We start from the raw sequence: 24,281 nt of genomic DNA, 5'->3' as shown, positions 1-24,281 counted from the left end.
ACTATTTTAGGCGCAGTTCAGGTAACATTAAGCATAATTTCGAGTGTCTTCGTTTTTAAATTATTGTTTTTAAAGATAAAAAGAGAGAAATGGTGAGTTTGTACCTGGAAAAAGCAGAAAATGCGCTATTACCGTTGGCTAAACAGTATACGCCTGACGGAAGTTCTCCTCATGCAGTTGTTAATCAATGGTTACATGCGTTTGCTTATGGATTTAATTTCTTCGGATTAGGTGATACTGGGATTGAAAAAGTTTCACATCAATTATTGCTCAACCATGTGAATCCTGATGTGGCTATTCTAAAAAGTGAAATTGGGAATATTTCTGCCATAAAAACAGCCAGTGATGTTAAATTCACCTTTATTGATCTGTTTGCAGGTATTGGTGGAATGCGGGTTGGGGCACAACAGGTGGGGGGGGCATGTGTGTTTTCCTCAGAATTTGATCGTTTTGCACAACAAACCTATAAAATGAATCATGGTGAATTACCTTTTGGTGATATTACCAAGATTGAACCATTAAGTATTCCTGAACATGATTTATTGATAGCGGGTTTTCCTTGTCAGCCATTTTCTCATGCGGGTTTAAAGCTCGGCATTGATGATACCAGAGGCACGTTATTTCATAATATTGCGAATATTCTCAAAGTAAAGCAACCTCGTGTTGCTTTACTGGAAAATGTCAGGGGATTGGTTAGTCATGATGGGGGTTACACACTTCAGGTTATTCTGAAAGTGCTGACAAAAATGGGTTATAGCTGCAATATACCCAGTAAAACGATACTGTATGGTACGCCCAAAGACATTCAGATCGAAGCAAAAAAGATGATTCTGAAATCTGTTGATTACGGCATTCCTCAGAATAGGCAAAGAATCTACATAGTGTTATGGAAGACTGGGCTGTGTGACAGTTTTGTTTATCCAGAAAAAATGAATATGCCAACGCGGGTGGGGGATATGCTGGAATCTAACCCATTACCTAAATACACCATTTCAAACTGTCTTTGGGAAGGGCATCAACGCCGAAAAAAAATGAACAAAATCAATGGAAAGGGTTTTGGATATAGTTTGGTTAGTCGTGATAGTTCGTACACGAGTACTATTTCTGCACGATACTATAAAGATGGCAGCGAAATTCTTATTGCTCAACCAAACAAGAATCCACGCAAGGTAACACCGCGAGAAGCGGCTCGGCTTCAGGGATTTCCTGATAGTTTCATGGTGTCGCCTTCTGATTCTCAGGCATATAAACAATTTGGTAATAGTGTTACTGTTCCAGTTGTTCAGCGTGTTGTGGAAGAAATAGCTAAACAAATACTGAGGTTGTAATGTCTTTACATAAAGATTTTCAAGAATTTCTAACGGAAGCTAAAACGCATAGTAACTGTGATGCCAGAGTTATAAAGTTTGGAAGTTACATTACATTTAGTAACTCAGGTAGAGGGAGCGAAACTAAAGAATTTTCTATTTCTATTGAGTCTATTAAGCTGGCTATAACAGATATTTTAAACAATCTTGATGATTTTCATAAAGATAATGCATGTGATTTTGTTCAGGATGTTTGGAGAGAATTAGGTAAAAAGTTTTTTAGTGACTTACCTATGAAATCAATAATTGCTGTTCAGACGATGCCTAGTTTTGTTATGCTATCAAAAACAATTTCATGGGCAAATGGCAAAGAGCACATAAATGATAAGCAAATCATCTTGGATGAGAATAGCCTTATAACAACACGTGAAAAATTAGAATCTTTATTAGCTGAGTTCACGCCGCGTGAAGTAAAAATAAAAAAATTATTTAATTCAGCGTCTTCCCCATATAATGCGATCACATTTCCGAAGCCGTTTATTTTGTTGGCGGGGATTTCGGGGACGGGGAAAACGCGCTTTGTGCGTAAGCAGGCGGAGGCGGCAGCGGCTGGCAGAGCCAATTATTGCCATGTGGCAGTGCGCCCCGACTGGCATGAGCCTTCCGATTTGCTGGGTTATGTGTCGCGTATCGGTGCAGACGGGGCGCGTTATGTGGTGACGGATGTGCTGCGCTTTATGGTGCGGGCGTGGGCGGATATTGCTGAAAGTGCTGACGCTGACGGGCATATTGCACTGCAAACCACAGGTGTGCCGTTCTGGCTGTGTTTGGATGAAATGAACCTTGCCCCCGTTGAACAGTATTTTGCCGATTTTCTGTCGGTGCTGGAAACGCGCCAATGGGAAGGCCGCGATTATACCTGTGACCCGCTGCTCAAACCGGACATTCTCCGCCAACTGGATGCGGTAGGGCGGCAAACACTGCGGGATGATCTGGGGCTGGCAGCGGATGCGCACACCTTTTTGTGGGAAGCCTTTACCACCCAAGGCATCGGGATTCCGCCCAATCTGATGGTGGCAGGTACGGTGAATATGGATGAAACCACCCACGGCTTTTCCCGCAAGGTGATTGACCGCGCCTTTACCTTCGATTTCGGGGTGTTTTTCCCGAACGATTACGACCGTTTTTTCACCCCCGCCACCACCTTCCGCACTCTTACTTATGCCGAGTTGACTCAAGTCAGCCGTGAGGATTTGCAAACCGTAACCGCCGACCCTGACGGCAGCCGCAGCATTGCCTTCCTGAAAACCGTGAACGCGCTGTTAAAAAATACCCCGTTTGAATTGGCGTACCGTGCTTTGAATGAGTTGTTGCTGGCGGTGGTCTGTTTCCACCCTGAATCAGATGTGGCGTTGCAAGCCGTCTGGGATGATTTTCTCATGGCAAAAGTCTTGCCGCGTATTGAAGGTGACAGCGACAAATTAGGCACGGATGCGGACGGGAAAGCCCTACCCGAACGGCTGGCATTGCTGCTGGAAATGGCATTCAGCGCGATTAACGGCGCTGGCAAATCACGCCCTGACTGGTTTAACGTCAGCCTGACGGGGGAGGCAAACATGATGACCGAATGCCGCAGTGTGCCGAAATTACGCCAGATGCAGCAGCGTCTGGATGCGCAGGGTTTCACGGCATTCTGGCCATAAGGGAGCTTGAATCATGCCGGAAATCCTGCAACTGGATACCCCCGACTGGATGCTGGTGGTCTGGACAAAAGATACCGACACCGCTATCAGACGTTTACAACACACTCTGCAACACCGCGATAAACCGTTACCGCCCACGCTATTGTCTTTCAGCCCCGCCCTGCTGGTGACGGATGAGGATTGTGTGCTGAGTGAGTATCAGGTTGCGGCTACCCCACTGTTTTTTGAAAATAAACTGTACGAATTTGAATTCCGTTTCCGCTGTGGTCGTTACGATGCGGGAAGTCCGGCGGTGTTGCATCGGTTGCAAGCGGTGGAGGAGGCGTTTCACTACGCTGCCCATACCGATTCTCTGCGCGGGAGCCTGAATTTTGCCAATGATGTCGGCTGGTTTCGGCTGAAATTGACCTACACCCGCGCCACGAAGCGGATTGAGCAAAGCATAGCGTTTGAAGTCCTGCCGCTGAAAATGGATTTGCACACCGATTTGGTACAAATCCAGCAAGTGATTGACCGTCAGTACCCGCTGTGGCGGTTCGCCCTCAGCCATAAAACTGACACGGAACTGGAACGTTCGCGCCAGCCGCATGAACGCTTTCCGCTGTTATGGCTGGCACAATTTGCCGGATTGCGCGAGGCATTGCAGGCAGGCGTGCGGCAAATTTTGAATGCCCCGCACAGCCGTTTGTTGTCACAGGCGGATTATTGCCGAGCAGATCGCTTGCAAGGACGGCTAACCCGTCGTCAGGAAGAGGCGATTACCGCCGATCAGCAACAAGGCTTAACCCAACGGCGTTACCGCCAGCAGCAGCGGCATTTGTCCGCTGATACGCCGGAAAACCGTTTCGTGAAAATGGTGCTGCAACATTGCGTCAGGGAACTCAGCCGTTTTGCCCAACGCGCCACCGCCGAAAATGCCGCACCGGAAAACAGCCGCTTGTCAGCGAGTTTCTTTCAGGCATTGCAAGACTGGCAAACCCCGTTGCAACAGCAATTGAACCAGCCGTTTTTCAGGGACATCGGCGCATTTTCCGGTTTGAACGGTACATCGTTGGTGTTGCACCAAAAAGCCGGTTATGCCGCTGTTTACCGCGTTTGGTTGCAGTTGCGGATGTATTTGGAGGTGCTGGGGCGGCACGCGGCAGTGTCGGTGAAATCGGTGGCTGAGTTGTACGAAGTCTGGTGTTTTCTGGAAATCCGTCGCGTGTTGACGGAGACGCTAGGCTTTAGTGAGCAGACCAGTACCAAAGCGCAATTAGACCGGCGGCGGCTAGAACGCCATCTCCACGACGGTATCGGCAGTGCGTTTGTGCTGGAACGCGCCGATGGTGTGCGCCTGCGGCTGGCACATGAACCCGTGATCGGGCGTTTAACCAAGGGGTTGCGGCAGGGGCTGGTGTCGTGGACAACCACTCAGAAGCCGGACATTTTGCTGGATATTACCTTACCCGACGGGCAGCGGCTGTGCTGGATATTCGATGCCAAATACCGGATTCAGGAAGGCGCAGCAGGGCAGGATACCGCGCCGGATGATGCCATTAATCAGATGCACCGTTACCGTGACGCGCTGATTTATGCCGATAGCCGCGATGCCATGCAACACACCAAAAGCCGTCCTGTGTTTGGGGCATTTGTGCTGTTTCCCGGCTGGTTTGAACAACACGCGCAGACCAATCCGGCGCAGGCGGCGATTGATGCGGTGGGTATCGGTTCATTCCCGTTATTACCGGGGCAGGCGTGCCTGTGGTTACAGCAATTTCTGGAACAGCAACTGGGCAAGATTACCCCACAACAAACAGCCGCGTATCCGCAGGCGGATGCTGATCGTTATTTTGTGCAGGATGCAGGGCGGATCAGTTACAGCGGTATGCAGACCGTGCGTTACCGTGATTTGACGTTGGTAGCGGGATTGGGTGGCGGGCGTTCCGCCGACTATATGACGGCTTTTCGTGAAGGCGCGGCGCAATGGTATCACCTGCCAGTCACAACCCCGCAACAGCGGCGGGTGGCGCATTTTGTGATGCAGGAGTTGCGTTATTGTGCGCCGGCTGTGCCTGTTTTGGGCACAGCCGAACGTGAAATTGGCTTTGTTTATCCCGTGTTGGCGGTGGAATGCGTCAAGCGCAGCGCGATTACGGAAGCGCAATCCGGTTCACGCAAAATACGTGACCCAGATGCGGTTTATTGGCTGTTTACGTTAGGTGCACCGCTACGGTTGGGAATACGGGTGCTTGTTCCCGGAATGCGCGATTTTAAATTCCGCCTGACAGGGCTGGATGATTTGAGTACTGCTGGTAACTGGCAGGCATTGCCGGATCGTTATGTGTTCCTCGCACACGACCCGCAACCGGTTTAAATCACCTGCCCCGGCAACTTGCGTGTATACCCTGCCGCATCCAGCTTCGCCAAATACTCCACCCAGTTTTGCTCCATGTTCTTGCCCAACTCGTACAGCAAGTTCCAGTCGTAAATCCCGCTGTCGTGGTTGTCATCGAAGGTTAACTGAATAGCGTAATGTCCCACTGGCTCAATGCCTTTGATATTGACGTTTTCCTTGCCGATTTGCAGCTTTTCCTGCCCAGGCCCATGCCCGCGCACTTCGGCTGACGGCGAATTCACCCGCAAGTATTCGCAACTCAGCGCGTGGACTTCATCGCCCGGCCAGGTAATCAGCAATTCACGGGTTTTCTGGTTCAGGGTAATATCAAGTGGTGTCATCGTTGGTTCTCTTTACAAAATATAACGGCTAAGGTCTTCATCTTTGACCAATTCGCCCAAAATCTGGTTGACGTATGCTGCATCAACCGTCATTTGGTCATCGCAATCGGGCGCTTCAAACAGCACATTTTCCAGCAAACGCTCGACCACGGTGTGTAGGCGGCGTGCGCCGATGTTTTCGGTGCGTTCGTTGACTTCAAACGCAATTTCCGCAATCCGGCGAATCGCATCGGGGGCAAAGGTCAGCTTCACACCTTCGGTTGCCAGCAGCCCTTCGTACTGTTCGGTGAGGGATGCGTTCGGTTCGGTGAGGATGCGTTCAAAGTCATTCGCGCTCAAGGCATCCATTTCTACACGAATTGGCAGCCGACCCTGTAATTCCGGTATTAAGTCGGAGGGTTTAGCGACATGAAATGCGCCGGAGGCAATGAATAGAATATGGTCGGTTTTGACCATGCCGTATTTGGTGTTAACGGTGCAACCTTCGATCAATGGCAGCAAATCGCGTTGCACGCCTTCGCGGGAAACATCCGCGCCGCTGGTTTGTCCGCTACGTGCCACTTTGTCGATTTCATCGAGGAATACGATGCCGGTTTGCTCGACTGCAAACAAAGCGCGTTGCTTGAGTTCTTCCTCGTTGACCATTTTGTGCGCTTCTTCCTCGGTCAGGACTTTAAGCGCATCCTTGATTTTCATCTTACGTTTGCGCTTTTTGCTCTGGTTGAGGTTTTGGAACATGCCTTGCAATTGGCTCGCCATTTCTTCCATGCCCGGTGGGGTCATGATTTCCACACTTGCGCCACCGACCGAGACATCCAGTTCGATTTCTTTGTCGTTGAGTTCGCCTTCGCGCAATTTTTTGCGGAATTTTTGACGAGTGACGGAATCTTCACGCACCGGTTTAGCGGGTTCGTCATCACCGCTGGAAAGCCATTCGTTGACCGGCGTTTCTTTGCGCGGCGCAGGTAACAGGATGTCGAGAATGCGTTCTTCCGCCGCTTCTCCAGCGCGGTATTTAACCTTTTCCACTTCCTGTTCGCGCATCATTTTCATCGCCATGTCCGCCAAATCACGGATGATGGAATCGACTTCCTTGCCCACGTAACCGACTTCGGTGAATTTGGTAGCTTCGACCTTAATGAAGGGGGCATTAGCGAGTTTGGCTAAACGGCGGGCAATTTCGGTTTTACCGACACCCGTGGGGCCAATCATCAGGATGTTTTTCGGGGTCACTTCGGGTCGCAGCGCATCATCAAGCTGCTGTCTGCGCCAGCGGTTACGCAAGGCAATAGCGACGGAACGCTTGGCCTTATCCTGACCAATAACGTGTTTGTCGAGTTCCTGGACAATTTCGCGGGGGGTCATCGTGCCGACGCTCATTAGAGTTCCTCAATGGTCAGGTTGTGATTGCTGTAAATGCAAATGTCGGCGGCAATGTGCAAGCCTTTTTCGACGATTTCGCGGGCGGAAAGCTCGGTATTTTCCAGCAAGGCGCGGGCGGCGGATTGCGCAAATGCACCGCCCGAGCCGATGGCGATTAAATCATTTTCTTGCTCTACTACGTCGCCGTTGCCAGTGATGAGTAGGGAAGCAGTCGCGTCTGCAACGATCAGCAAGGCTTCTAATTTGCGTAACATGCGGTCGGTGCGCCAGTCTTTCGCCAGTTCTACCGCTGCGCGGGTGAGGTTGCCGTTGTGCGCTTGCAACTTGCTTTCAAAGCGTTCAAACAGGGTGAAGGCATCGGCTGTACCGCCTGCGAAGCCTGCGATTACTTTGTCATTGTACAGGCGGCGGACTTTGCGGGCATTGCCTTTCATGACGGTATTGCCCATCGTTACCTGACCATCACCGCCTACCACAACTTTGCCGTCGCGGCGCACGCTTAGGATGGTCGTTCCTCGGTATTGTTCCACAATCGACTCCAGATATGTGTGTGTAGGGCATAGCGTGTGGGTGTTTGCGGTAAATTTCAAGGGCTAGGGCAGACCCACGCACGTATAAAAAAGTTCTTGTTTAAGAAAACACCGAAATGCGTGTACTATACTCGGCGAATTGTGGTATTTTTTCCTTAAACTTCAATGCCTTGTTTTCGTTGTCTTGTTGTTTTGCTACCACAATAACCTTTGCTCTTTGAGCCTTATGGAGGTGCATGATGAGTATATTTGGTTTGGTGATCTTCGCCATTATTATTGTCGCCGCTTGTTATACGACCCGTTGCTTGCAACGTGGCGCACGCCGTGAAAATATCCCGCGTGAAATTGAGAAGCTGCTGTAATTGGCTGTACACTATAAATCTATAAAAATCCAACCACCTATCGAAAAATAACCTGCCCGCCAAATGCGGGCAGTGTTTTTGGTAAGCCACAAGATTCAAACGCATGAATTCCCCGATTACGTTGGTCTCCATCCAATACGCTCTGGCTCTGTTGATTGGTCAGGATTTAAACCTGCGTCAGATGTTGCGCAAATTCCTCCCGCCTGCCTTGAAATTACTGAATTGCAACAGTGGTTATTTGTGGCTGCATACGTGTGAACCCGCTGCGCCGCACATCAATGGTATTGAGCCTTGCTACAGTTACCCCCGCCTGCATGTGGGGCTGGCAGAGCATTCCGCTGTGTTGGCGCAACAGGTGCAAACCTTGGTCGCTACTAATTGGCGTGCTGTGCCATCTAGCGAAGCAGTGGCTGCCGACGGGCGTTATTACCATTTCCTGCTGATTGGTAGCAGCGGTTTGCTGGTGTTGCAACGTGATGTGGCGCTGACGAGCCAACAATTACTGGCGCTTGAACCGGTGTTGAAGCGTTTGGAAACCGCGTGTTTGGCGTGTTTGCAACATGCTGCTCTCGAAGAAGCGCGGCAACATGCCTTGCAAGCTCAAGCCATCGCGGAACAGGCGAATCAAGCGAAAAGCGATTTTCTGGCACGGATCAGCCACGAAATCCGCACGCCGATGAATGGTGTGTTGGGTTTGACCGATTTGATGCTGTATAGCGAAGTGTCGTCAGTACAGCGTGACTACTTGGAGGTAATTGATCACATCCCCACCCCTTGCGGTAAAGCGGGCAGGGCAAAGCCAGCGCGGGCAGCGGTAATAACACTGGCAAGATAAGCCAAGGCAGACTGTCCACGTTTGCGGCAAGTACCGATGATGCTGGCCAGCATGGCAAACGCACGGCTCCCCGTAGCACTCTTTGTGCCATGGTTGGTTTTGCGCAGGATCACCCAATGGCGCAACGCCCGCTCAGCCTCATTATTGGTCAAGGGAAGCCACGGGTGGTCAAGGATTCGGAAAATGGCATCCCAATCATTGATGAACTCTTTCGCCAGTGCCGCCGTCTTGTCATGGGCAGATACGGCATGGATCAAGCATAATGCCCTGAATTCCAGGAGTTTTGCCTGATGGCGTTGACGGATCACGTCGGTTTGCGTCCCCACCGTGCCGCCTGCTGCCCGCCAAGCGTAAATGTCGTCCTGTAATACCCTCAGCCAAGCGAGGGTGAAGTTGCCAAACGTCCGCCCGTCTTTGTCCAGTGATTCTGCCAGCCCACGGGCTTTGCGGATCAGGTGCGCCCAGCAACGCAAGCGTTTGGGGTGGTGGCGGTAAGCGGCATAGCCATCACTCATCAGCCAGCCCCCAAAGTGGGGGCTAATCACGTTGTCGAGCATTTCAATGGTGCGCTGCCCTACGTAGAAACAAACGCTGAGGGTGGTGACGAATGTCCATAGCCACAGGGCTTCGCCACGCTCTTTCCAAGAGGTTTCATCAATATACAGCACCCCGCCGTCAGCGGTGGCTTCTGCCAACAGCCCTTCCACCAAGGCATCTTCCAATGGAGAAGCACTCGCGGCTGCTTCCTCAAAACATTGCTGCAACACCCCGACACTTAGGGGAATGCCCAACACCTCCCGCAACAGTTCTTGTGTGCCACGCAGTGACAAGCGTGAGCGCAGCCGTAGGTGGACAATAAGTGCCGCCAGATTGCCCCCAATCAGCCGCCACTCGCCCACATCAACCTCCGGGTATAACGGGTCGGGAGCTTGGCGATGCGGGATATGGCGGCTCACATGACCGCAGGTGCATACGCTATCGTGAAGGTGGTGGCGGGTGGTGATGACGGTCAGTCCGGGGTTCCCATCCGTGCCAAACTGGATGTCCACACTGTCATAGGCGGTATAAATACGGGAGACAGCCGCATCCAGGGACCTGCCACAGGCTTCACATCGGCTGGGGTAATGGTGTTCGTCTGCATTGATGGGCGGATGCCATACCCGACCATAACCCGGTGCGCCGGGTTGTTTACCCGCTTTGCGTTTGGCTGGTTGGGCTGGCTTTGTGCCCGCCACAGCTTCTGGTTCCGGGGTTGGCTTTCCTCTGGCTGCACCCACCCCTTCTGTTTCGGGCAAAGCCACCGTTTTGGGTGACGTTTCCCACGGGAAACCGCTGCTGGGTGGTTTGGAGGAGTTGTTGGAGTTTTGGTTGATCTGTTCCCGCGCTTCTTTCAGGTCATGCAACAACTTGGTCGACAGGTGCAGCAGTTCCTCCGGCGTGAGCTTGGCAAGGTACTGGCTGTTAAGCTGTTTGAGGCTGTGGTCTTTCAGTTGTTGGGTCATCGGGGGAGTGTCGCAAATTTAGTGCGTTTGGGTAAGGGGGGACTGTTCAGTTACACTTGGAGATGATTAAAGCCTCCTCCAATGCGTTGCTCGATATTATTAACGAGATTCTGGATTTTTCACGGATTGAAGCGGGGGAGCTGCAACTGCATGAGCAGCCGTTCCAACTGCACGAGGTCTTGCAACCAACGTTTGTACCCTTGGCATTGCAGGCGCATGAGAAAGGGTTGACCTTCAATTGGACGATTGCGGCGGATTGTCCGGCGGTATTAGAGGGTGATGCGGGGCGTTTGCGACAAATCATGATCAATCTGGCGGGCAATGCGATCAAGTTCACCGACAGCGGTGGGGCGGTGACGATTCGTATTCATGTCGAGGCGGATGCGCCCGCCGGGTATGCGCGTTTAACCTTCAGTGTGCGCGATAACGGCATTGGCATTCCGCTGGATAAACAGGTCAGTATTTTTCAGCCGTTCCAGCAAGTCGATAGTTTCATTAATCGCCGTTACGGCGGCACGGGCTTGGGGTTGGCGATTGCCGCACCCTTGGTGGCGATGCTGGGCGGGGAATTGCAGGTAGAAAGTCGCCCCGGTGAAGGCAGTCATTTTTATTTCAGTGTGCTATTCAAGCTGAGCGCTAGCCCTGTTGTCGTCGCTGCCCCGCCACAGGTATTGGCGCAAGCAGCACGCGCATTGACGGTATTGTTGGTGGAAGACGATCCTATGAGCCGTTTATTTACGGCATTGTTGCTGAAGCAAGCGGGGCATCAGGTGGTGGAAGCGGTCAATGGCGAGGAGGCGTTAGCGCATTGGTTGGAATATCGCCCCGACGTTATCCTTATGGATATGCAAATGCCGATTATGGATGGGCTGCAAGCCACGGTGCTGTTGCGCCAGCACGAGCACCGCCATGCACTTGCCGCCACCCCGATTATCGCGCTGACCGCGAACGCCTTGGCGAGCGACCGCGTGCGTTGCCTGCAAGCGGGAATGACGGATTTTCTCAGTAAACCTTGCGAGGTGACGGTGTTGCTGGATACGCTGGTGCAACACTGTATTTTGGAATAATGGTCTGTTTGCGTGGGCTATTATAGGTAGTGGTGGGTAAATGCCGTGCTTTCTCCTGAGTGTTGAAATTAACCACCCACGGGTGGGTTTCTGCGCTGCGCGGTTGAAGCAGGCTGAGCACACAATCGGCAGTGCTGAGGTTATTGGCGACGGGAATATTCAACAACGTGGCTAAGCGTAATAGGGCTTTGACATCGGCATCGTGCGGCATAGGTGTCATCGGGTCCCAGAAAAAAATCAGAATATCAATAGTGCCTTCCGAGATTTTTGCCCCGATCTGCTGGTCGCCACCATAAGGGCCGCTAAGCAAGCAAGTGACCGCTAACCCCGTTTGTTCGATAAGCAGCGAGCCGGTTGTGCCTGTTGCAAACAGCTCACAGTCAGCGAGTACCTGATGGTTTTTTTTTGCCCAGCTTATGAGGGTGGATTTTAGATTATCGTGTGCAACCAAAGCGATTTTATGCTTATTCATTTTTGCCCCCGCAATGAACTTATTAGTGGATTGTTATGGTATTCATCTGTTTTATTAATGGTACAGCATCGGTTAAGTCTTATGCAACCGTGTCGCCGTGTGTCGTGTGCTGCTAGGGGAAGTATTTATTTTTGCGTAGAATGTTAGCGGGTATTCCCATTCATAAGAAAGATAAGACAGGTAGACTGAATATGATTGACACCGCTGCATTTCCACTGATTTTGGTTGACCCGCTTGGTTCTGCTGAAACCTTGTTCGAGCATATTGATGCAGCGGTGCAAGCCGGAGCAAACAGCCTGTTAGTGCTCGCTTGTGATGCCAATGCGTTTACAGCAGCGCAATTGGATGCGCGTTTGTGTGCTCTACCCATTCCCATCTTTGGGGGTATTTTTCCAGAGATCATTGCTGGTGCGCAGGAAATGAGCCGGGGCAGTATCGTGTGTGGGCTGGCAGTCAGTGCGAGTGTGCACCACATCGAACGCCTCTCCGACCCGGATGAGGATTACCTACCGTATGCTGAAGGCTTAATTGCCAGCATTCCCGCCGGAGCAACCTTAGTCACCCTCGTGGATGGTTTGAGCAAGCGCATTTCGACGTTTTTGGAAAATCTCTACGAAGCCTTAGGCACACGCAACCAGTATATTGGTGGTGGGGCGGGTTCGTTAAGTTTTACGCAAAAACCCTGCCTGTTTAGCAATCAAGGGCTGAAAATGGATTGCGCTCAAGTCACCGCCCTCCACTTACCCATCCATATCGGCATTGAACACGGCTGGGATAAGTTTGCGGGGCCCTTTTTTGTGACAGGGGCATACGACAATATCATTACCTCATTGGACTATCGCCCTGCGTTTGAGGTGTATCAAGAAGTGGTTGAAGCCGACAGCGGGCAACGTTTCAATGACACTAACTTTTTTGATTTAGCCAAAGCTTATCCGTTCGGTTTGGATCGTTTGAAAGGCGAAGTGGTAGTGCGCGACCCACTGTTGCGAGATGGCAATAATCTGGTGTGTGTGGGCGAAGTCCCGGCGAATCACATTATCTATATTCTTAAAGGTGAGGCGGCGAGTTTGTTGGCGGCTTCCACCACGTGTGCACGTCATGCTACGCGAGCACAGACGCCACCGATGTTGGGTTTGTTGTTTGATTGCATCAGTCGCACGCTGTTTTTACAAGCCCGTTTTGCCGAAGAAATTGGCAATATTCGCCAGCATTTACCCACTAATGTGCCGCTGATCGGCGTGTTGTCGCTGGGGGAAATCGCGGATGCAGGGCATACGTGTTTAGAGTTTTTCAATAAAACCATTGTGCTCGGTATTCTGTCGGAGAGCAGGGACGCAAGCGTATGAACCCGACCTTAGAACTGGTTTCCATTCAGTATGCCTTGGCATTGTTGGTGGGGCAGGACTTGGATTTGCGCATTATGTTACGCAAATTTTTGCCGCCTGCGCTGAAACTGCTGAATTGCCGCAACGGTTATATCTGGTTGCGGCAGGCGGATATGCCTGATGTGGCTGTGCCACAACCTTGCTACAGCTACCCGTCATTAAGCAGCCCGTTACCGGAGGGGCAACCGCTGCTCGCCGCGCATCTGCAACGCATTGTTGCCAGCGGTTGGCGGATGAAAAAACCGGGCGAAATCATCGAACTTCACGGGCAGTATTACCATTTTCTGCCGATTGGGGCGACGGGTTTGCTGGTGTTATTGCGTGATCCACCCTTGCCGCAGCCGCATTTACTGGCGCTGGGGTTGGTGTTAAAGCGTTTAGATACGGCGTGCCAAGCCTGTATGCAACACGCGTATTTGGAAGATGCCCGCCGAGAAGCCTTGCAAGCCAAAGAAGCGGCAGAACGCGCCCACCAAGAAGCCTTGCAAGCCAAAGAATTGGCGGAGCAGGCGAGTAAAGCCAAAAGCGAATTTTTGGCGATGATCAGCCACGAAATCCGCACCCCGATGAATGGCGTGATCGGTTTGACCGATTTGATGCTATACAGCGATGTATCGGATTCGCAGCGCGAATACCTCGGCATGATCAAATCGTCTTCCACCGCTTTGCTCGATATTATCAATGAAATCCTCGACTTTTCGCGCATTGAAGCGGGTACGTTGACCTTAAGCCACGGCACGTTTCAATTGCGGGCATTGTTGCAAGACACGTTTACACCGCTCACGGTACGGGCTACCGAAAAATCCCTAGCGTTTCAGTGGGATATTGCTGCCGATGTGCCGGATGCGTTGGAAGGTGATGCAGGGCGTTTGCGGCAAATCATGATCAATTTGGTGGGAAATGCCATTAAATTCACCGAAATGGGCGAAGTCAGTGTCACCGTAACGCGCCAAAGCGGCGCCGCAGCGGGACAGGCAGCATTATTGTTTGCGGTACGCGATACCGGCATTGGCATTCCGGTGGAAAAGCAGGCAACGATTTTCCAGCCATTCCAGCAAGCAGATAGTTCGATTACGCGCCGTTACGGTGGCACGGGCTTGGGCTTAACCATTTCCTCGCAATTGATCGGCATGATGGGCGGGCGCTTGCAGGTAGAAAGTGACTCCGGTCATGGCAGCATTTTCCATTTCAGCGTGCCGTTTCGCTTGGCACTCAAGGATGCTGCGCTTGCGCCGGGAAAACGCCTCGTGTTGACGCAAGCCAAACAAGCCTTAACGATTTTGCTGGCGGAAGATAATGCGGTGAATCGCATGTTGGCGGTACGCTTGCTGACCAAAGTTGGGCATAACGTCATCGTGGCGGAAAATGGGCGGGCAGCGCTGGATAGTTGGCTCGCCGAGCGCCCCGATCTGATTTTGATGGACATGCAAATGCCGGTGATGGACGGCGTGGAAGCCACCCAGCTTATCCGCCAACACGAAGCGGCGGGGGATTTAGCGCCGCCTACGCCGATTATTGCGTTGACCGCGAACGCGATGAGCAGTGATCGCGAAAAATGCCTGCAAGCGGGCATGAATGACTTCTTGAGCAAGCCGTTTAATACGCAGGATTTGCTGGATGTGTTAGTGCGGCACGGCGGCTAAAATGCACCTATAATGTGCATTACGTTTTGCTTCGTGAGAATAATAATGCCAAGCCTTGATGCTATTTTTCAGAACAGTCCTTACTTGCAACACCAGTTTACGCGTCACCCTGAGTGGCTAGCCGCGTGCGCCGCTAGCCAGCCCTATGCCGAGGGTGAATTGGTGCAAGCCATTGTTGCTGCCATCGTTGCACTCCCCGACTACGACAGTGTATTGCGCACCGTGCGCATCATCCGCAACCGCGAAATGGTGCGCATCGCTTACCGTGACCTTATGGGTATCGCGAAACTCGCCGAAACCTTGCAAACCACTTCCGACCTCGCCGACGGTTTGGTGGGGGCGGCTTATCAGTGGTGTTACGCCGAACTCACCGCCAAACACGGCATCCCACGCAACCGCAGCGGTGAACCCCAGCAGATGGTGATTATCGGCATGGGCAAACTCGGTGGGCAGGAACTCAACTTTTCCTCCGACATTGATCTGATTTTCGCTTTCCCTGAGGCAGGCGCAACCGATGGCAAGCGTGATCTCGATAACCAAACGTTTTTCACTCGCATCGGGCAACGCCTGATTGGGGTATTGGGGCAAACCACGGCGGAGGGCATTGCTTACCGCGTCGATATGCGTTTACGCCCGTTTGGTGAAGTCGGCGCACTCGCGTTGTCGTTTAATGCAATGGAACATTACTACGAAACCCATGGGCGCGAATGGGAACGTTATGCCCTGATCAAAGCACGGGTGATGGCGGGCGACAAAACCAACGGCGCGGAATTGATGGCACGCTTGCGCCCGTTTGTGTTCCGCCGCTACCTCGATTACGGCGCGATTGAGCAATTACGCGACATGAAGGCGATGATCAACCGCGAAGCCGAACGCCGTGGCAAATACCTCGATGTGAAACTCGGCACGGGCGGTATCCGCGAAATCGAATTTACTGCGCAAGTGTTTCAATTGATGCGCGGCGGGCGGATTCCCGAATTGCGGGGGCGTAGTTTATTGCCGACGTTGGATGCCTTGCTGGCGCAACAACTGCTGACGGCGGAAGAGTTTGGGGTGTTGCAACCGGCGTACCATTTCCTGCGCCGTACCGAAAATCGCCTGCAAATGTGGAATGACGAACAAACGCATTCGCTGCCAACCACGCCGGAACGTCAAGCCTGCCTTGCCAGCTCGATGGGTTTTGCGGATTGGGCGAGTTTTGAAGCGGAACTGAATTGTCATCAGCGGGCGGTAGCGCAGATTTTCCAGCGCGTGTTTGCACTTGAAACCCAAGAAAGCCAGCCGATGCCGGAACATCCCGCGATTCAAGCACTGTTGCACAGCCGTTTGTACAACACCTTGACCGATACGGGGCGCAGCCGTTTGAACCGTTTGCTGCCTGCGTTGCTGGATGCGTGTAATGCCTTGGCTGACCCCGAACAGGCGCTGGAACGGTGTTTGCGAATTGTGCAAAAGATTGCGCCGCGTTCCGGTTATATTGCGATGCTTGCCGATCACCCGAATGCGTTAGAGCAATTCGTGCAGCTGGTCAGTGACAGTTTGTGGATTACCAGCCAGTTGACGGATCACCCGATTTTGCTGGATCAATTGCTGGATTCGCGCCAGTTGTATACGCCGTTGGATCGCGAGCAACTGGGTGCGGCATTGCGCTTGGAATTGGAGCGTATTGATCAGGGCGACACCGAACAGGTGATGGAACGGTTGCGCCAATTCAAGCAAGCGCAAGTGTTGCGGGTGGCGGCGGCGGACATTACCGGCGTATTGCCGCTGATGAAAGTGTCGGATCAGTTGACCTGGATTGCGGAGGCGGTGCTGGAAGAAACCCAGCGGCATGTGTGGGCGACGATGACGGCGCAAACGGGCGTGCCGTGTTACAAGGATGAGGTTGGGGAAACGCAGCAAGCCGGTTTTGCGATTATTGCTTACGGCAAACTCGGCGGGCTGGAACTCGGTTACGGGTCGGATCTCGATATTATTTTTCTGCACGACAGTCACGGTACGGCGCAGCAGACCAACGGCAAAAAGACGCTGGAAAATGCGGTGTTTTATGCGCGATTTGCACAGAAAATTATTCACACGCTGACGACGTTTACCCCTGCGGGACGCTTGTATGAAACCGATACGCGCTTGCGCCCTAGCGGGGCTTCGGGTTTGTTGGTCAGTAGTTTGAATGCGTTTCGCACTTACCAGCAGGACAAGGCGTGGGTGTGGGAACATCAAGCCTTGCTACGGGCGCGGGTGATCACGGGTTCAGAGAGCTTGCGGGCGCAGTTTGAGCAAGTGCGTCATGACATCCTGTGCCGAGCGCGTGACCGGGTGGAGTTGCGCAAGGAAGTCATCGCCATGCGCCAGAAGATGTGGGAAAGTATGGGTAGCAAAAATGCCAGCATATTTAATCTGAAAAAAGACCCCGGCGGGATTACCGACATTGAATTCATCGTGCAATTCCTGATCCTCGCCCATGCGCACGAACACCCGGAGCTGGTGCATTGGAGCGACAATATCCGCCAACTGGATTCTCTGCAACAGGCGGGGATTCTACCAGTGGAAACGGCGGAGATGTTGGCGGATGCTTACCGCACCTTGCGTGATCGTATCCACGCACTGTCGTTGCAGGAGCAGGAAGCGGTGGTGGACGCGGGGCAGTTTGTGCGTGAGCGGGAGGCGGTGCGAGCGGTTTGGGTGGGGTTGGTGGAGGCTTGAACAGCTTGCCTTGCCGTGCTCAATACAACATCCCAAACAACCACAACGGAATCCGCCTGCCATCGCCGATGACCACATCATCAACCACCGCATAACCATCCGGGTGATTGGCAAGCTGTTTGAGGGTTTTGCCCGCACCACCGATTTCAAATACCCAACGCTCATCCACCACAAAATCGCCCTTGTCGTGGTAATGCACCTGATGCTGATAACCCAGTTGCGAGACAAAAAAACTTTCGCGCAGCGAGCCGACATTGGGGCTGGCACACAGCGCGTAAAACAGGTTGGTGTTGTCCAGCAACAACTTGTCGGGCTTATTGACGGTGCGCATCCCGCTGCCACCGCGCACGATATGCACCAGACTGCCCGCGCTCATGCTGTCGAGATAGCGTGAAAGCGTCGGCCAGGATGTACCCACCCCCGTGCTCAGTTTGGAAATGTTCAATTCCACCGGGTCAGTGCTGCACAGCATGTACAGCAGCTTTTTCAGCTTATCCAGTTTGTCGGAGGCGATGCTGTAGAGGCTGGCAAGGTCGGAATCAATCGTCAGGTTGATGACTTCCAGCAGCTTGCTGGTGTAATTATCCAGCGATTCGCGGTAGAACGGGTAAGCACCGTAACGCAGGTATTTCTTGAACTGTTCAATCGGGCGCAGCGTTTGCATGACGTTTGCCGCAAGGTTGGCGTGATTGGCGAGGATGTCGGGCAGGGCATAAGCCGCGAAACGTTGCCCGGTTTCGATTTCCATGAATTCACGCAATGACAGTACGGGCAATTCATGTACTACTGCACGCCGCGACAAATCCGCCAGTTCGTGTTCCAACCGCAACGCCGACGAGCCGGAAAAGATCACCTGCAAATCAAAGGTATCGCGGATCGCCTTGAGATGAACGGCAAAGCCCTTGCGCTTGTGGATTTCGTCAATCAGCAGCAGTTGCCCGCCTTCTTGGTAAAAGGTTTGCGCCAAGGCATACAAATCCACATCCACCATCGCCGGGTGGTCACACGCAATGTACAGGATGCGGGAGGCTTCCAAGCCGCAGCTTTGTGCGTGTTGCAGCAGCACGGTGGTCTTGCCACAACCGCGTGCGCCTTTGATGCCGATCAGTTGTTCGCCGAAGTCGATGCGAGTGTGCAGGAAACGGCGGTATTCGGGTTGCCGTCGGGCAAGGATTAAGGCGGATGTCTGACGGAGGATGGGGGGAATCATCGTCTGTGAAACCTGTTTAAGTGAAAAGTGGCTTTTGTCTAAAGTGTAGTTTAGAACATAAAGCAGAAGTTATCATTCACAAGCTAATATGTACTAATCTTGTAAGCAGGTCATATCAAGGAGGCGTTATGGGCGTAATCACCGTCAGATTGCCAGAAGACACCCACCAACGGGTCACAAGTTTGGTGATGTGCTGTGCTGTGTCACTCCGAACTTCCCCCCATCCCCACCCCCTTCCCCCGCAAGGGGTGAAGGGGCTAAGAAGTATATTTTGTCAGCGTGAATTGCATGGTCAGATAAAGTTACTGACACTGATAAAATGCAAAAAGAAAACAATAACTGGATGCAGCAACAACAGTTTCAAGTACTGCGCTTTTGGAATCACGAAATACTGAATCACCAAGAAGCCGTTTTACAACAAATCCGCCAAGCCTTACAACGCAGTCACCACGCCTCTTAGCCCCTTCACCCCTTGCGGGGGAAGGGGTTGGGGATGGGGGGGGGAAGTTCGGAGTGAACGGGGAGACAGAGGGGATTTTTGCCAGGGCGAGCGCATATAAATTCTTAAGCGAATAAGACCTTAGCGCGATAGGCATCATCCCATGCAGCTTTGTTCAGCTTCTTGGGCAAACTGAGCTTGGAGCCTTCGCGCTCAAAGAGGTTGATGCTCAAATGGCGGATGCTGGTCATCATCGCGGGGCTGTTACCCTTGCGGATACGGCTGGCATCTTCTGAAAGTGTGACATCCAGTCGCCAGTGCAGGGTATTCTCAATTCCCCAATGCCCCCGGACGGCTTTGGCGAAGCGTTTAGCATCGGCGGGAATGGAGGCAATGAAAAAACGCCGTTCCCGTATAGTGTTGCCCCCTTGGATGCATTCGCGTTCCACCATGCCGATGCTGCGCAAACCCGCCCACCCATCGGGGTTTGGCAAGGTGGAAAGGTCTTCTGTGATCCAGTAACGGCGAATTTCCAGCCTGCCGTGGTCTTTGTCGACTTCTTCGGTATAGTCATGGGGAACAGCTTTGAAATCAAACTGTTGTGCGGTAGTAAAGTAATCGTCAACCGCTTCGTGTAGGTTGCTTTGGTTGCCTTTTAGTCCCATCACGTAATCGCCTTTTTGTGCCACAATTTGCTCAGCAATGGTGCGTTGGCAGCCCATCGCATCCACCGTGACGATGCAGCCTTTTAGCTCCAGCAAGGCCAGCAATTTGGGGATGGCGGTGATTTCATTGGACTTCTCGTCAGTCGCTTCTTGTGCCAGTACCAAACGGCTTTCACATGCCCACGCCGTCACCATGTGGAGAGGATTCAAGGCATTTGCGCGGTCGCGTGAACCACGCGCCGTTTTGCCGTCAAGCGCAATGATTTCATCACCGACTGTTTGCTTAACTGCCTGTGTCCAGTTGATAAAGCATTCGCGAAACTGGACGGGAGACAGGCGGCACATCACGTATTGGATACAGTCATGCGACGGCACTCCATTGGCTAAGGGGACAAACTGACGTAACCACTCCAGTTTGGTATGACCGAATTCTTCTATCGTCTCCCAACCTTTGGCATTGCTACAAACCGCGCTGATGACCAATACCAGTATGTCCAATAGCTCATGGCGTTTATTGCGTTCTATCCGTGGATCGGCGAGAGAGGCAAAGTGGTCTAACAAACTGGCACTCATCCGCTTTCCTTTCAGGGCAAAGTGGATAGTGTCGCTAACTTCCTTGTTTTTGGGAAAGTTTATATGCGCTCGCCCTGGGATTTTTGTCGATAAACCAGACAAAATCGCCGATAAACGGTATTATCAAGCCCATTGTAAAGTGAACAGGGCTTGCTCACATGACCAGGGTTTTCATCAGTTACAGCCACGATTCGGACGCGCATCGGGATTTTGTTCGGGGTGTGTCTGACCGTTTGCGCACAGATGGGCTGGAGTGCCTGATAGACCAATACATCAACGGCTTTCCGCCCGAAGGCTGGCAACGTTGGATGGAAAACCAAATCGAAGCGGCTGATTTTGTGTTGCTGGTTTGCACCGAAACTTATTTGCGGCGTTACCGTGGGCAGGAAACTGAGGGCGGGCGTGGTGTGACATTTGAAGGTGTGGTGATTTCGCAAACGTTGTACGATCACTATTACCGCAACACCAAGTTCATCCCGCTAATTCCGACGCATGGCAGTTTGGAGCATGTGCCGCTAACACTGAAACCTTATTCGACGTATTGCCTGCCCAGTGATTACGACAAGTTGTACCGTGTGCTGACGGGGCAAGCTGAATACATTGCGCCGCCGTTGGGGGAAATCCGTTCCTTACCTGCCGCGAACGGACACACGCCAACTGTCATCCACTCCGACCGCCTCCCCACCGTCAAAGGCGGCTTCTTCGGACGCTCCGCCGAACTGCAACTCCTCACCAACGCATGGGCAAACACCACCACCCGCATCATCCAATTCATCGCCCCCGGCGGCACAGGCAAAACCAAACTCCTGCGCCACTGGCTCGACCACACCACCGACATTCCGGTGCTAATCGCGTGGTCGTTCTATTCGCAAGGGTCAAGCGAAGACAAGCAGACTTCCGCCACGCCGTTTTTCAGCCATGCGTTTGCCAAGCTGGGTTCGACCCGCGAACGGTTTGCGTCGGAGGAGGACAAGGGCGATCACCTTGCAGAGTTGCTGCACGGCAAACGCTACGTGCTGGTATTGGACGGTCTGGAGCCGCTGCAACACGGTGGTGCGGCAATGCGCGGCGAACTCAAGGACAAAGCCATCCGCCAGTTGCTGCGCCAGCTTGCCCGCCATCCGTGCGGTTTGTGCATTATCACCACGCGGATTGCGCTGCATGAACTCAGTGACCGCGACGCGCCTACCGTCATCCGCCACGATTTGCAAAACCTGACGGCGGCGGATGGCATCCAGTTGCTGCAATCGCTGGGGGTCATGGGCAGTGCGGCGGAACTGGGCAAGGCGGTGCGCGAATACGGCGGTCATGCGCTGGCGTTGAGTTTGCTGGGGAATGTGTTGCGGCTGCGGCATCAGGGCGATGTACGCAAGCGCGACACGCTCAAGGCTTTGGTCAAACCCACGGGCAACCGCGACAGCCGCCACGCCTTCAAGGTGATGCAGGCTTACGCGGAATGGTTGGCGGGCGAGCCGGAACTGGCATTGCTGCACTTGTTGGGGCTGTTCGACCACCCCATCGGGCAAGAGGTGCTGCACATGCTGTGGGATGCGCAAATTCCGCACCTGACCGCAGGCATTGATGAAGACGAATGGTTGGAAGCCATCGCCAGTTTGCGCGAAGAACACCACCTGTTGTCGCAGCATGACGGCGGCGGCGACCTCGACTGCCACCCGCTGATCCGCGAATACTTCGGCGGGCAATTGCAAACCCAGCAGCCGCAAGCGTGGCAGCAAGCGCATGAATGGCTGTACGAATACTACAAAGCCCTGCCGGAGAAAGAGCTTCCCGATACGCTGGAGGAAATGCAGCCGCTGTTCAGTGCGGTGGCGCATGGGTGTGCGGCGGGGTTGCATCAGCAGGCGTTGGAGGAGGTTTATTGGATACGTATTCATCGGAAAAGTAATGCATACATTACCATTAAGTTAGGAGCATTCAGTGATAATCTAAGTGTTTTAGCTCATTTATTTGATGAGCAGTGGCAGTTATTAACTAATAAAATAAGCTTTTATTGGCAGGGGAAACTATTAAGGTGGCTTAGCATGAATTTGTATGCATTAGGTCGATTAGAAGAAGCCTTAAAGGTTTCAAAGAAAGCACTATTAATTTATTCAAATGAGAAGAATTGGGTGGACGCTGCGATTTTAGCCAGCGATATTGGTGAGCTTCAGTTTTTACTTGGAAATGAGTTGACAGCAAAAAAAAGTATTTTTGAGAGTAAGAATTTTTTAGAAAAATATACTGTATCTAATCAAAATATCCCATTTTCTCAAAAAAACTGGGGAACAGTTACGACTAGGGGTAATGTGTTCTTATCTCGTGGAGTTTTTTCTAAATTTGATGATCTTCTAAATGATGAAAGAACAGTGATCTTGCCTATAAATCAAGCCGAAGAATTATTAATAGACGCTTCACTGAATAAACTTGCAAATGGTCGTAAATTTCTGAAGCATGGAAAATTTCTTTCGGCTATTGATAATATAGATCAAGCTATTGCAGCTTCACGAACTTTAGAAAGGAGAACTGACTTATCACGCGGTCTGCTCGCCCGCGCTGCGCTGCACCGCCACACCCACAACTTCGCCAGTGCCCGACAGGATTTGCAGGAAGTGTTCGACATCGCCGACGGCAGCGGGATGCGGCTGCATTTGACGGATTATCATTTGGAGATGGCGCGGTTGTTGGTGGCGGAGTCTCTTGCTCCCTGCCCCCCTTGCGGGGGAAGGGTTGGGGAAGGGGGGAATAGCCGCGCAGCGGCTGACCCTGCGTACCACATTGCCGCCGCCGCCAAACTCATTAAAGAAACGGGTTATCACCGCCGCGATAAAGAGCTGGAGGAATTGCAGGGGTTATCACTCCGAACCTAACCCCCCATCCCCAGCCCTTCCCCCGCAAGGGGTGAAGGGAGCTAATCCGTCGAGTTAATACACCAACTCCGCCCAACGCCCATCTGCCACCAGCCGGTTCTTCAACGCCTGCCAGTTCGCCGCCGAACCCGCCAGTTCGCCCATCACCTTATCCAGCACCGCCACCTGTTTCTTCAACCCGGCGAGGTAAACGTAGGTGTTCGGCATCTGCATCATTACCCACGTTTTCGCGCCGTTTTCCGCCAGACTCTTGCCCAGATTGCCAGACGCATCGCGCCACGATTGCGGGTCAATCGCCTGATACGCCTCAAAAGTAGCCTGATCGTAATAGTTGGTCAAATCGTTGTTCTGGTCGTTCATGTACAGCGCATCCAAGCCACTGTTCGCGCCGTAAAACAGCCGCACTTGCCCTTTCCAGCCCTGATGTTGCGCGTAAATCGACTTGATCAAGGTGCGGAAGGGCGCAATCCCAGTCCCTGTCCCAATCATCAACAAGTTGCTGGTGTTATCCGCTGGCACTTTGAACGCCGCCTTGTAAGGCCCGGTCAGGGTAATCTGCTTGCCCGGTGCAGCATCGCACAAATAGTTAGAGGCAATGCCCGGGTATTCTTCGCCCGACACCTCGTCGATATAAGAACAACGCCGCACCAGAATTTCAATGTCAGCGCCTTCGCCATGCGGCTGTACCGATAACACGCTGTAATAGCGGTGATGGAAGCGGTTGCCAAACGGGTGCTTGCCTTCCACCAGCACGCCAATGTTCTGCCCCGGCATTGCCCGGAACGCTGGGTCATGGATGGTCAACACCAGCTCACGCACCTCATCCGTTTTGGTATCGGTAATGCGTTTGCTGGAGCGAATAATGGCATCACAGGTATTGCTGTAAGTTTGTTCGTTGGTATCAGTCATAAAATCCT

At 52.5% G+C, this 24,281-nt stretch carries 19 protein-coding genes; 11 read left to right on the top strand and 8 right to left on the bottom strand.

Annotation, left to right across the window (positions count from 1 at the left end; genetic code table 11):
• Nucleotides 1-89: 89 nt before the first annotated feature.
• The 3 genes from dcm (at nt 90) to J1836_RS04335 (ending at nt 5,366) form a co-directional block, all read left to right on the top strand.
• Complete coding sequence (gene dcm, locus J1836_RS04345) at nt 90-1,328, top strand: DNA (cytosine-5-)-methyltransferase (protein ID WP_207249861.1); 1,239 nt, start codon at nt 90-92, stop codon at nt 1,326-1,328.
• Nucleotides 1,329-1,849: 521 nt separating this feature from the next.
• On the top strand, nt 1,850-3,010 hold the full coding sequence (locus J1836_RS04340) for an McrB family protein (RefSeq protein ID WP_207249860.1): 1,161 nt from the start codon (nt 1,850-1,852) through the stop codon (nt 3,008-3,010).
• 13 nt (nt 3,011-3,023) lie between these two features.
• A complete protein-coding gene (locus J1836_RS04335; RefSeq protein ID WP_207249859.1) occupies nt 3,024-5,366 on the top strand; it encodes a DUF2357 domain-containing protein in 2,343 nt (780 codons plus the stop codon).
• Here the strand turns inward: J1836_RS04335 and J1836_RS04330 are convergent.
• Genes J1836_RS04330 through hslV form a run of 3 tightly spaced genes read right to left on the bottom strand, consistent with a single transcriptional unit; the run spans nt 5,363 to nt 7,641 of the window.
• Entirely contained in the window at nt 5,363-5,728 is a 366-nt protein-coding gene (locus J1836_RS04330) for a gamma-butyrobetaine hydroxylase family protein (RefSeq protein ID WP_202715513.1), read from the bottom strand. The two genes, J1836_RS04335 and J1836_RS04330, sit on opposite strands and share 4 nt — an antisense overlap.
• Nucleotides 5,729-5,740: 12 nt before the next feature.
• A complete protein-coding gene (gene hslU / locus J1836_RS04325; protein ID WP_207249858.1) occupies nt 5,741-7,108 on the bottom strand; it encodes an ATP-dependent protease ATPase subunit HslU in 1,368 nt (455 codons plus the stop codon).
• Entirely contained in the window at nt 7,108-7,641 is a 534-nt protein-coding gene (hslV, locus tag J1836_RS04320; RefSeq protein ID WP_207249857.1) for an ATP-dependent protease subunit HslV, read from the bottom strand. The genes hslU and hslV overlap by 1 nt, the downstream gene beginning before the upstream one ends.
• A 236-nt stretch (nt 7,642-7,877) precedes the next feature.
• Between hslV and J1836_RS21745 the strand changes: the two genes are divergently transcribed.
• The gene (locus tag J1836_RS21745) at nt 7,878-8,003 is read left to right on the top strand and encodes a hypothetical protein (RefSeq protein ID WP_278189462.1); all 126 of its coding nucleotides are present in this window, start codon (nt 7,878-7,880) and stop codon (nt 8,001-8,003) included.
• A gap of 103 nt (nt 8,004-8,106) precedes the next feature.
• Nucleotides 8,107-8,838, top strand: coding sequence for a histidine kinase dimerization/phospho-acceptor domain-containing protein (locus tag J1836_RS21740; protein ID WP_207249856.1), 732 nt, complete (start codon nt 8,107-8,109; stop codon nt 8,836-8,838).
• Here J1836_RS21740 and tnpC read toward each other — a convergent pair.
• The gene (tnpC, locus tag J1836_RS04310) at nt 8,763-10,340 is read right to left on the bottom strand and encodes an IS66 family transposase (RefSeq protein ID WP_242632653.1); all 1,578 of its coding nucleotides are present in this window, start codon (nt 10,338-10,340) and stop codon (nt 8,763-8,765) included. The genes J1836_RS21740 and tnpC overlap by 76 nt on opposite strands.
• Before the next feature lie 62 nt (nt 10,341-10,402).
• Here tnpC and J1836_RS04305 point away from each other — a divergent pair, with 62 nt between their 5' ends.
• Entirely contained in the window at nt 10,403-11,407 is a 1,005-nt protein-coding gene (locus J1836_RS04305) for a response regulator (protein ID WP_207249855.1), read from the top strand.
• Here J1836_RS04305 and J1836_RS04300 read toward each other — a convergent pair.
• Entirely contained in the window at nt 11,343-11,879 is a 537-nt protein-coding gene (locus J1836_RS04300; RefSeq protein WP_207249854.1) for a methylglyoxal synthase, read from the bottom strand. The genes J1836_RS04305 and J1836_RS04300 overlap by 65 nt on opposite strands.
• Nucleotides 11,880-12,070: 191 nt before the next feature.
• Between J1836_RS04300 and J1836_RS04295 the strand changes: the two genes are divergently transcribed.
• Genes J1836_RS04295 through glnE form a run of 3 tightly spaced genes read left to right on the top strand, consistent with a single transcriptional unit; the run spans nt 12,071 to nt 17,610 of the window.
• Nucleotides 12,071-13,225, top strand: a complete 1,155-nt coding sequence (locus tag J1836_RS04295; protein ID WP_207249853.1) for an FIST signal transduction protein — start codon at nt 12,071-12,073, stop codon at nt 13,223-13,225.
• Nucleotides 13,222-14,907 carry a response regulator gene (locus tag J1836_RS04290; RefSeq protein WP_207249852.1) on the top strand — a complete coding sequence of 562 codons (1,686 nt, stop codon included), beginning with the start codon at nt 13,222-13,224 and terminating at the stop codon, nt 14,905-14,907. Before J1836_RS04295 ends, J1836_RS04290 begins: the two co-directional genes overlap by 4 nt.
• Nucleotides 14,908-14,952: 45 nt before the next feature.
• On the top strand, nt 14,953-17,610 hold the full coding sequence (gene glnE / locus J1836_RS04285) for a bifunctional [glutamate--ammonia ligase]-adenylyl-L-tyrosine phosphorylase/[glutamate--ammonia-ligase] adenylyltransferase (protein ID WP_207249851.1): 2,658 nt from the start codon (nt 14,953-14,955) through the stop codon (nt 17,608-17,610).
• Nucleotides 17,611-17,629: 19 nt separating this feature from the next.
• Here the strand turns inward: glnE and J1836_RS04280 are convergent, their stop codons facing one another.
• Nucleotides 17,630-18,820 (bottom strand): ATP-binding protein, encoded by a 1,191-nt coding sequence (locus tag J1836_RS04280; protein ID WP_207249850.1) that lies wholly within the window; start codon nt 18,818-18,820, stop codon nt 17,630-17,632.
• A 319-nt stretch (nt 18,821-19,139) separates the two neighbouring features.
• Between J1836_RS04280 and J1836_RS04275 the strand changes: the two genes are divergently transcribed.
• Nucleotides 19,140-19,280, top strand: coding sequence for a DUF559 domain-containing protein (locus tag J1836_RS04275; RefSeq protein ID WP_207249849.1), 141 nt, complete (start codon nt 19,140-19,142; stop codon nt 19,278-19,280).
• 104 nt (nt 19,281-19,384) lie between these two features.
• Here J1836_RS04275 and J1836_RS04270 read toward each other — a convergent pair whose 3' ends face one another.
• A complete protein-coding gene (locus tag J1836_RS04270; RefSeq protein WP_207249848.1) occupies nt 19,385-20,497 on the bottom strand; it encodes an ISAs1 family transposase in 1,113 nt (370 codons plus the stop codon).
• 158 nt (nt 20,498-20,655) lie between these two features.
• Here J1836_RS04270 and J1836_RS04265 point away from each other — a divergent pair, with 158 nt between their 5' ends.
• The gene (locus J1836_RS04265; protein ID WP_207249847.1) at nt 20,656-23,364 is read left to right on the top strand and encodes an SEFIR domain-containing protein; all 2,709 of its coding nucleotides are present in this window, start codon (nt 20,656-20,658) and stop codon (nt 23,362-23,364) included.
• A 54-nt stretch (nt 23,365-23,418) separates the two neighbouring features.
• Here J1836_RS04265 and J1836_RS04260 read toward each other — a convergent pair whose 3' ends face one another.
• The gene (locus J1836_RS04260) at nt 23,419-24,273 is read right to left on the bottom strand and encodes a ferredoxin reductase domain-containing protein (protein WP_207249846.1); all 855 of its coding nucleotides are present in this window, start codon (nt 24,271-24,273) and stop codon (nt 23,419-23,421) included.
• Nucleotides 24,274-24,281: the final 8 nt, after the last annotated feature.

The sequence above is a fragment of the Thiothrix fructosivorans genome (genome assembly GCF_017349355.1).
GTDB classification, from domain to species: domain Bacteria; phylum Pseudomonadota; class Gammaproteobacteria; order Thiotrichales; family Thiotrichaceae; genus Thiothrix; species Thiothrix fructosivorans.
Note: the sequence above shows the minus strand (reverse complement) of the source record. Positions and strands in the feature narration are given on the sequence as shown.

What these genes read in the sequence shown, in the direction of transcription:
- dcm (WP_207249861.1), top strand. Translation starts at nt 90, where the DNA reads ATGGTGAGTTTGTACCTGGAAAAAGCAGAAAATGCGCTATTACCGTTG.
- J1836_RS04335 (WP_207249859.1), top strand. Translation starts at nt 3,024, where the DNA reads ATGCCGGAAATCCTGCAACTGGATACCCCCGACTGGATGCTGGTGGTC.
- J1836_RS04330 (WP_202715513.1), bottom strand. Translation starts at nt 5,728, where the DNA reads ATGACACCACTTGATATTACCCTGAACCAGAAAACCCGTGAATTGCTG.
- hslU (WP_207249858.1), bottom strand. Translation starts at nt 7,108, where the DNA reads ATGAGCGTCGGCACGATGACCCCCCGCGAAATTGTCCAGGAACTCGAC.
- J1836_RS21745 (WP_278189462.1), top strand. Translation starts at nt 7,878, where the DNA reads ATGATGAGTATATTTGGTTTGGTGATCTTCGCCATTATTATTGTCGCC.
- J1836_RS21740 (WP_207249856.1), top strand. Translation starts at nt 8,107, where the DNA reads ATGAATTCCCCGATTACGTTGGTCTCCATCCAATACGCTCTGGCTCTG.
- tnpC (WP_242632653.1), bottom strand. Translation starts at nt 10,340, where the DNA reads ATGACCCAACAACTGAAAGACCACAGCCTCAAACAGCTTAACAGCCAG.
- J1836_RS04305 (WP_207249855.1), top strand. Translation starts at nt 10,403, where the DNA reads ATGATTAAAGCCTCCTCCAATGCGTTGCTCGATATTATTAACGAGATT.
- J1836_RS04300 (WP_207249854.1), bottom strand. Translation starts at nt 11,879, where the DNA reads ATGAATAAGCATAAAATCGCTTTGGTTGCACACGATAATCTAAAATCC.
- J1836_RS04295 (WP_207249853.1), top strand. Translation starts at nt 12,071, where the DNA reads ATGATTGACACCGCTGCATTTCCACTGATTTTGGTTGACCCGCTTGGT.
- J1836_RS04290 (WP_207249852.1), top strand. Translation starts at nt 13,222, where the DNA reads ATGAACCCGACCTTAGAACTGGTTTCCATTCAGTATGCCTTGGCATTG.
- glnE (WP_207249851.1), top strand. Translation starts at nt 14,953, where the DNA reads ATGCCAAGCCTTGATGCTATTTTTCAGAACAGTCCTTACTTGCAACAC.
- J1836_RS04280 (WP_207249850.1), bottom strand. Translation starts at nt 18,820, where the DNA reads ATGATTCCCCCCATCCTCCGTCAGACATCCGCCTTAATCCTTGCCCGA.
- J1836_RS04275 (WP_207249849.1), top strand. Translation starts at nt 19,140, where the DNA reads ATGCAAAAAGAAAACAATAACTGGATGCAGCAACAACAGTTTCAAGTA.
- J1836_RS04270 (WP_207249848.1), bottom strand. Translation starts at nt 20,497, where the DNA reads ATGAGTGCCAGTTTGTTAGACCACTTTGCCTCTCTCGCCGATCCACGG.
- J1836_RS04265 (WP_207249847.1), top strand. Translation starts at nt 20,656, where the DNA reads ATGACCAGGGTTTTCATCAGTTACAGCCACGATTCGGACGCGCATCGG.
- J1836_RS04260 (WP_207249846.1), bottom strand. Translation starts at nt 24,273, where the DNA reads ATGACTGATACCAACGAACAAACTTACAGCAATACCTGTGATGCCATT.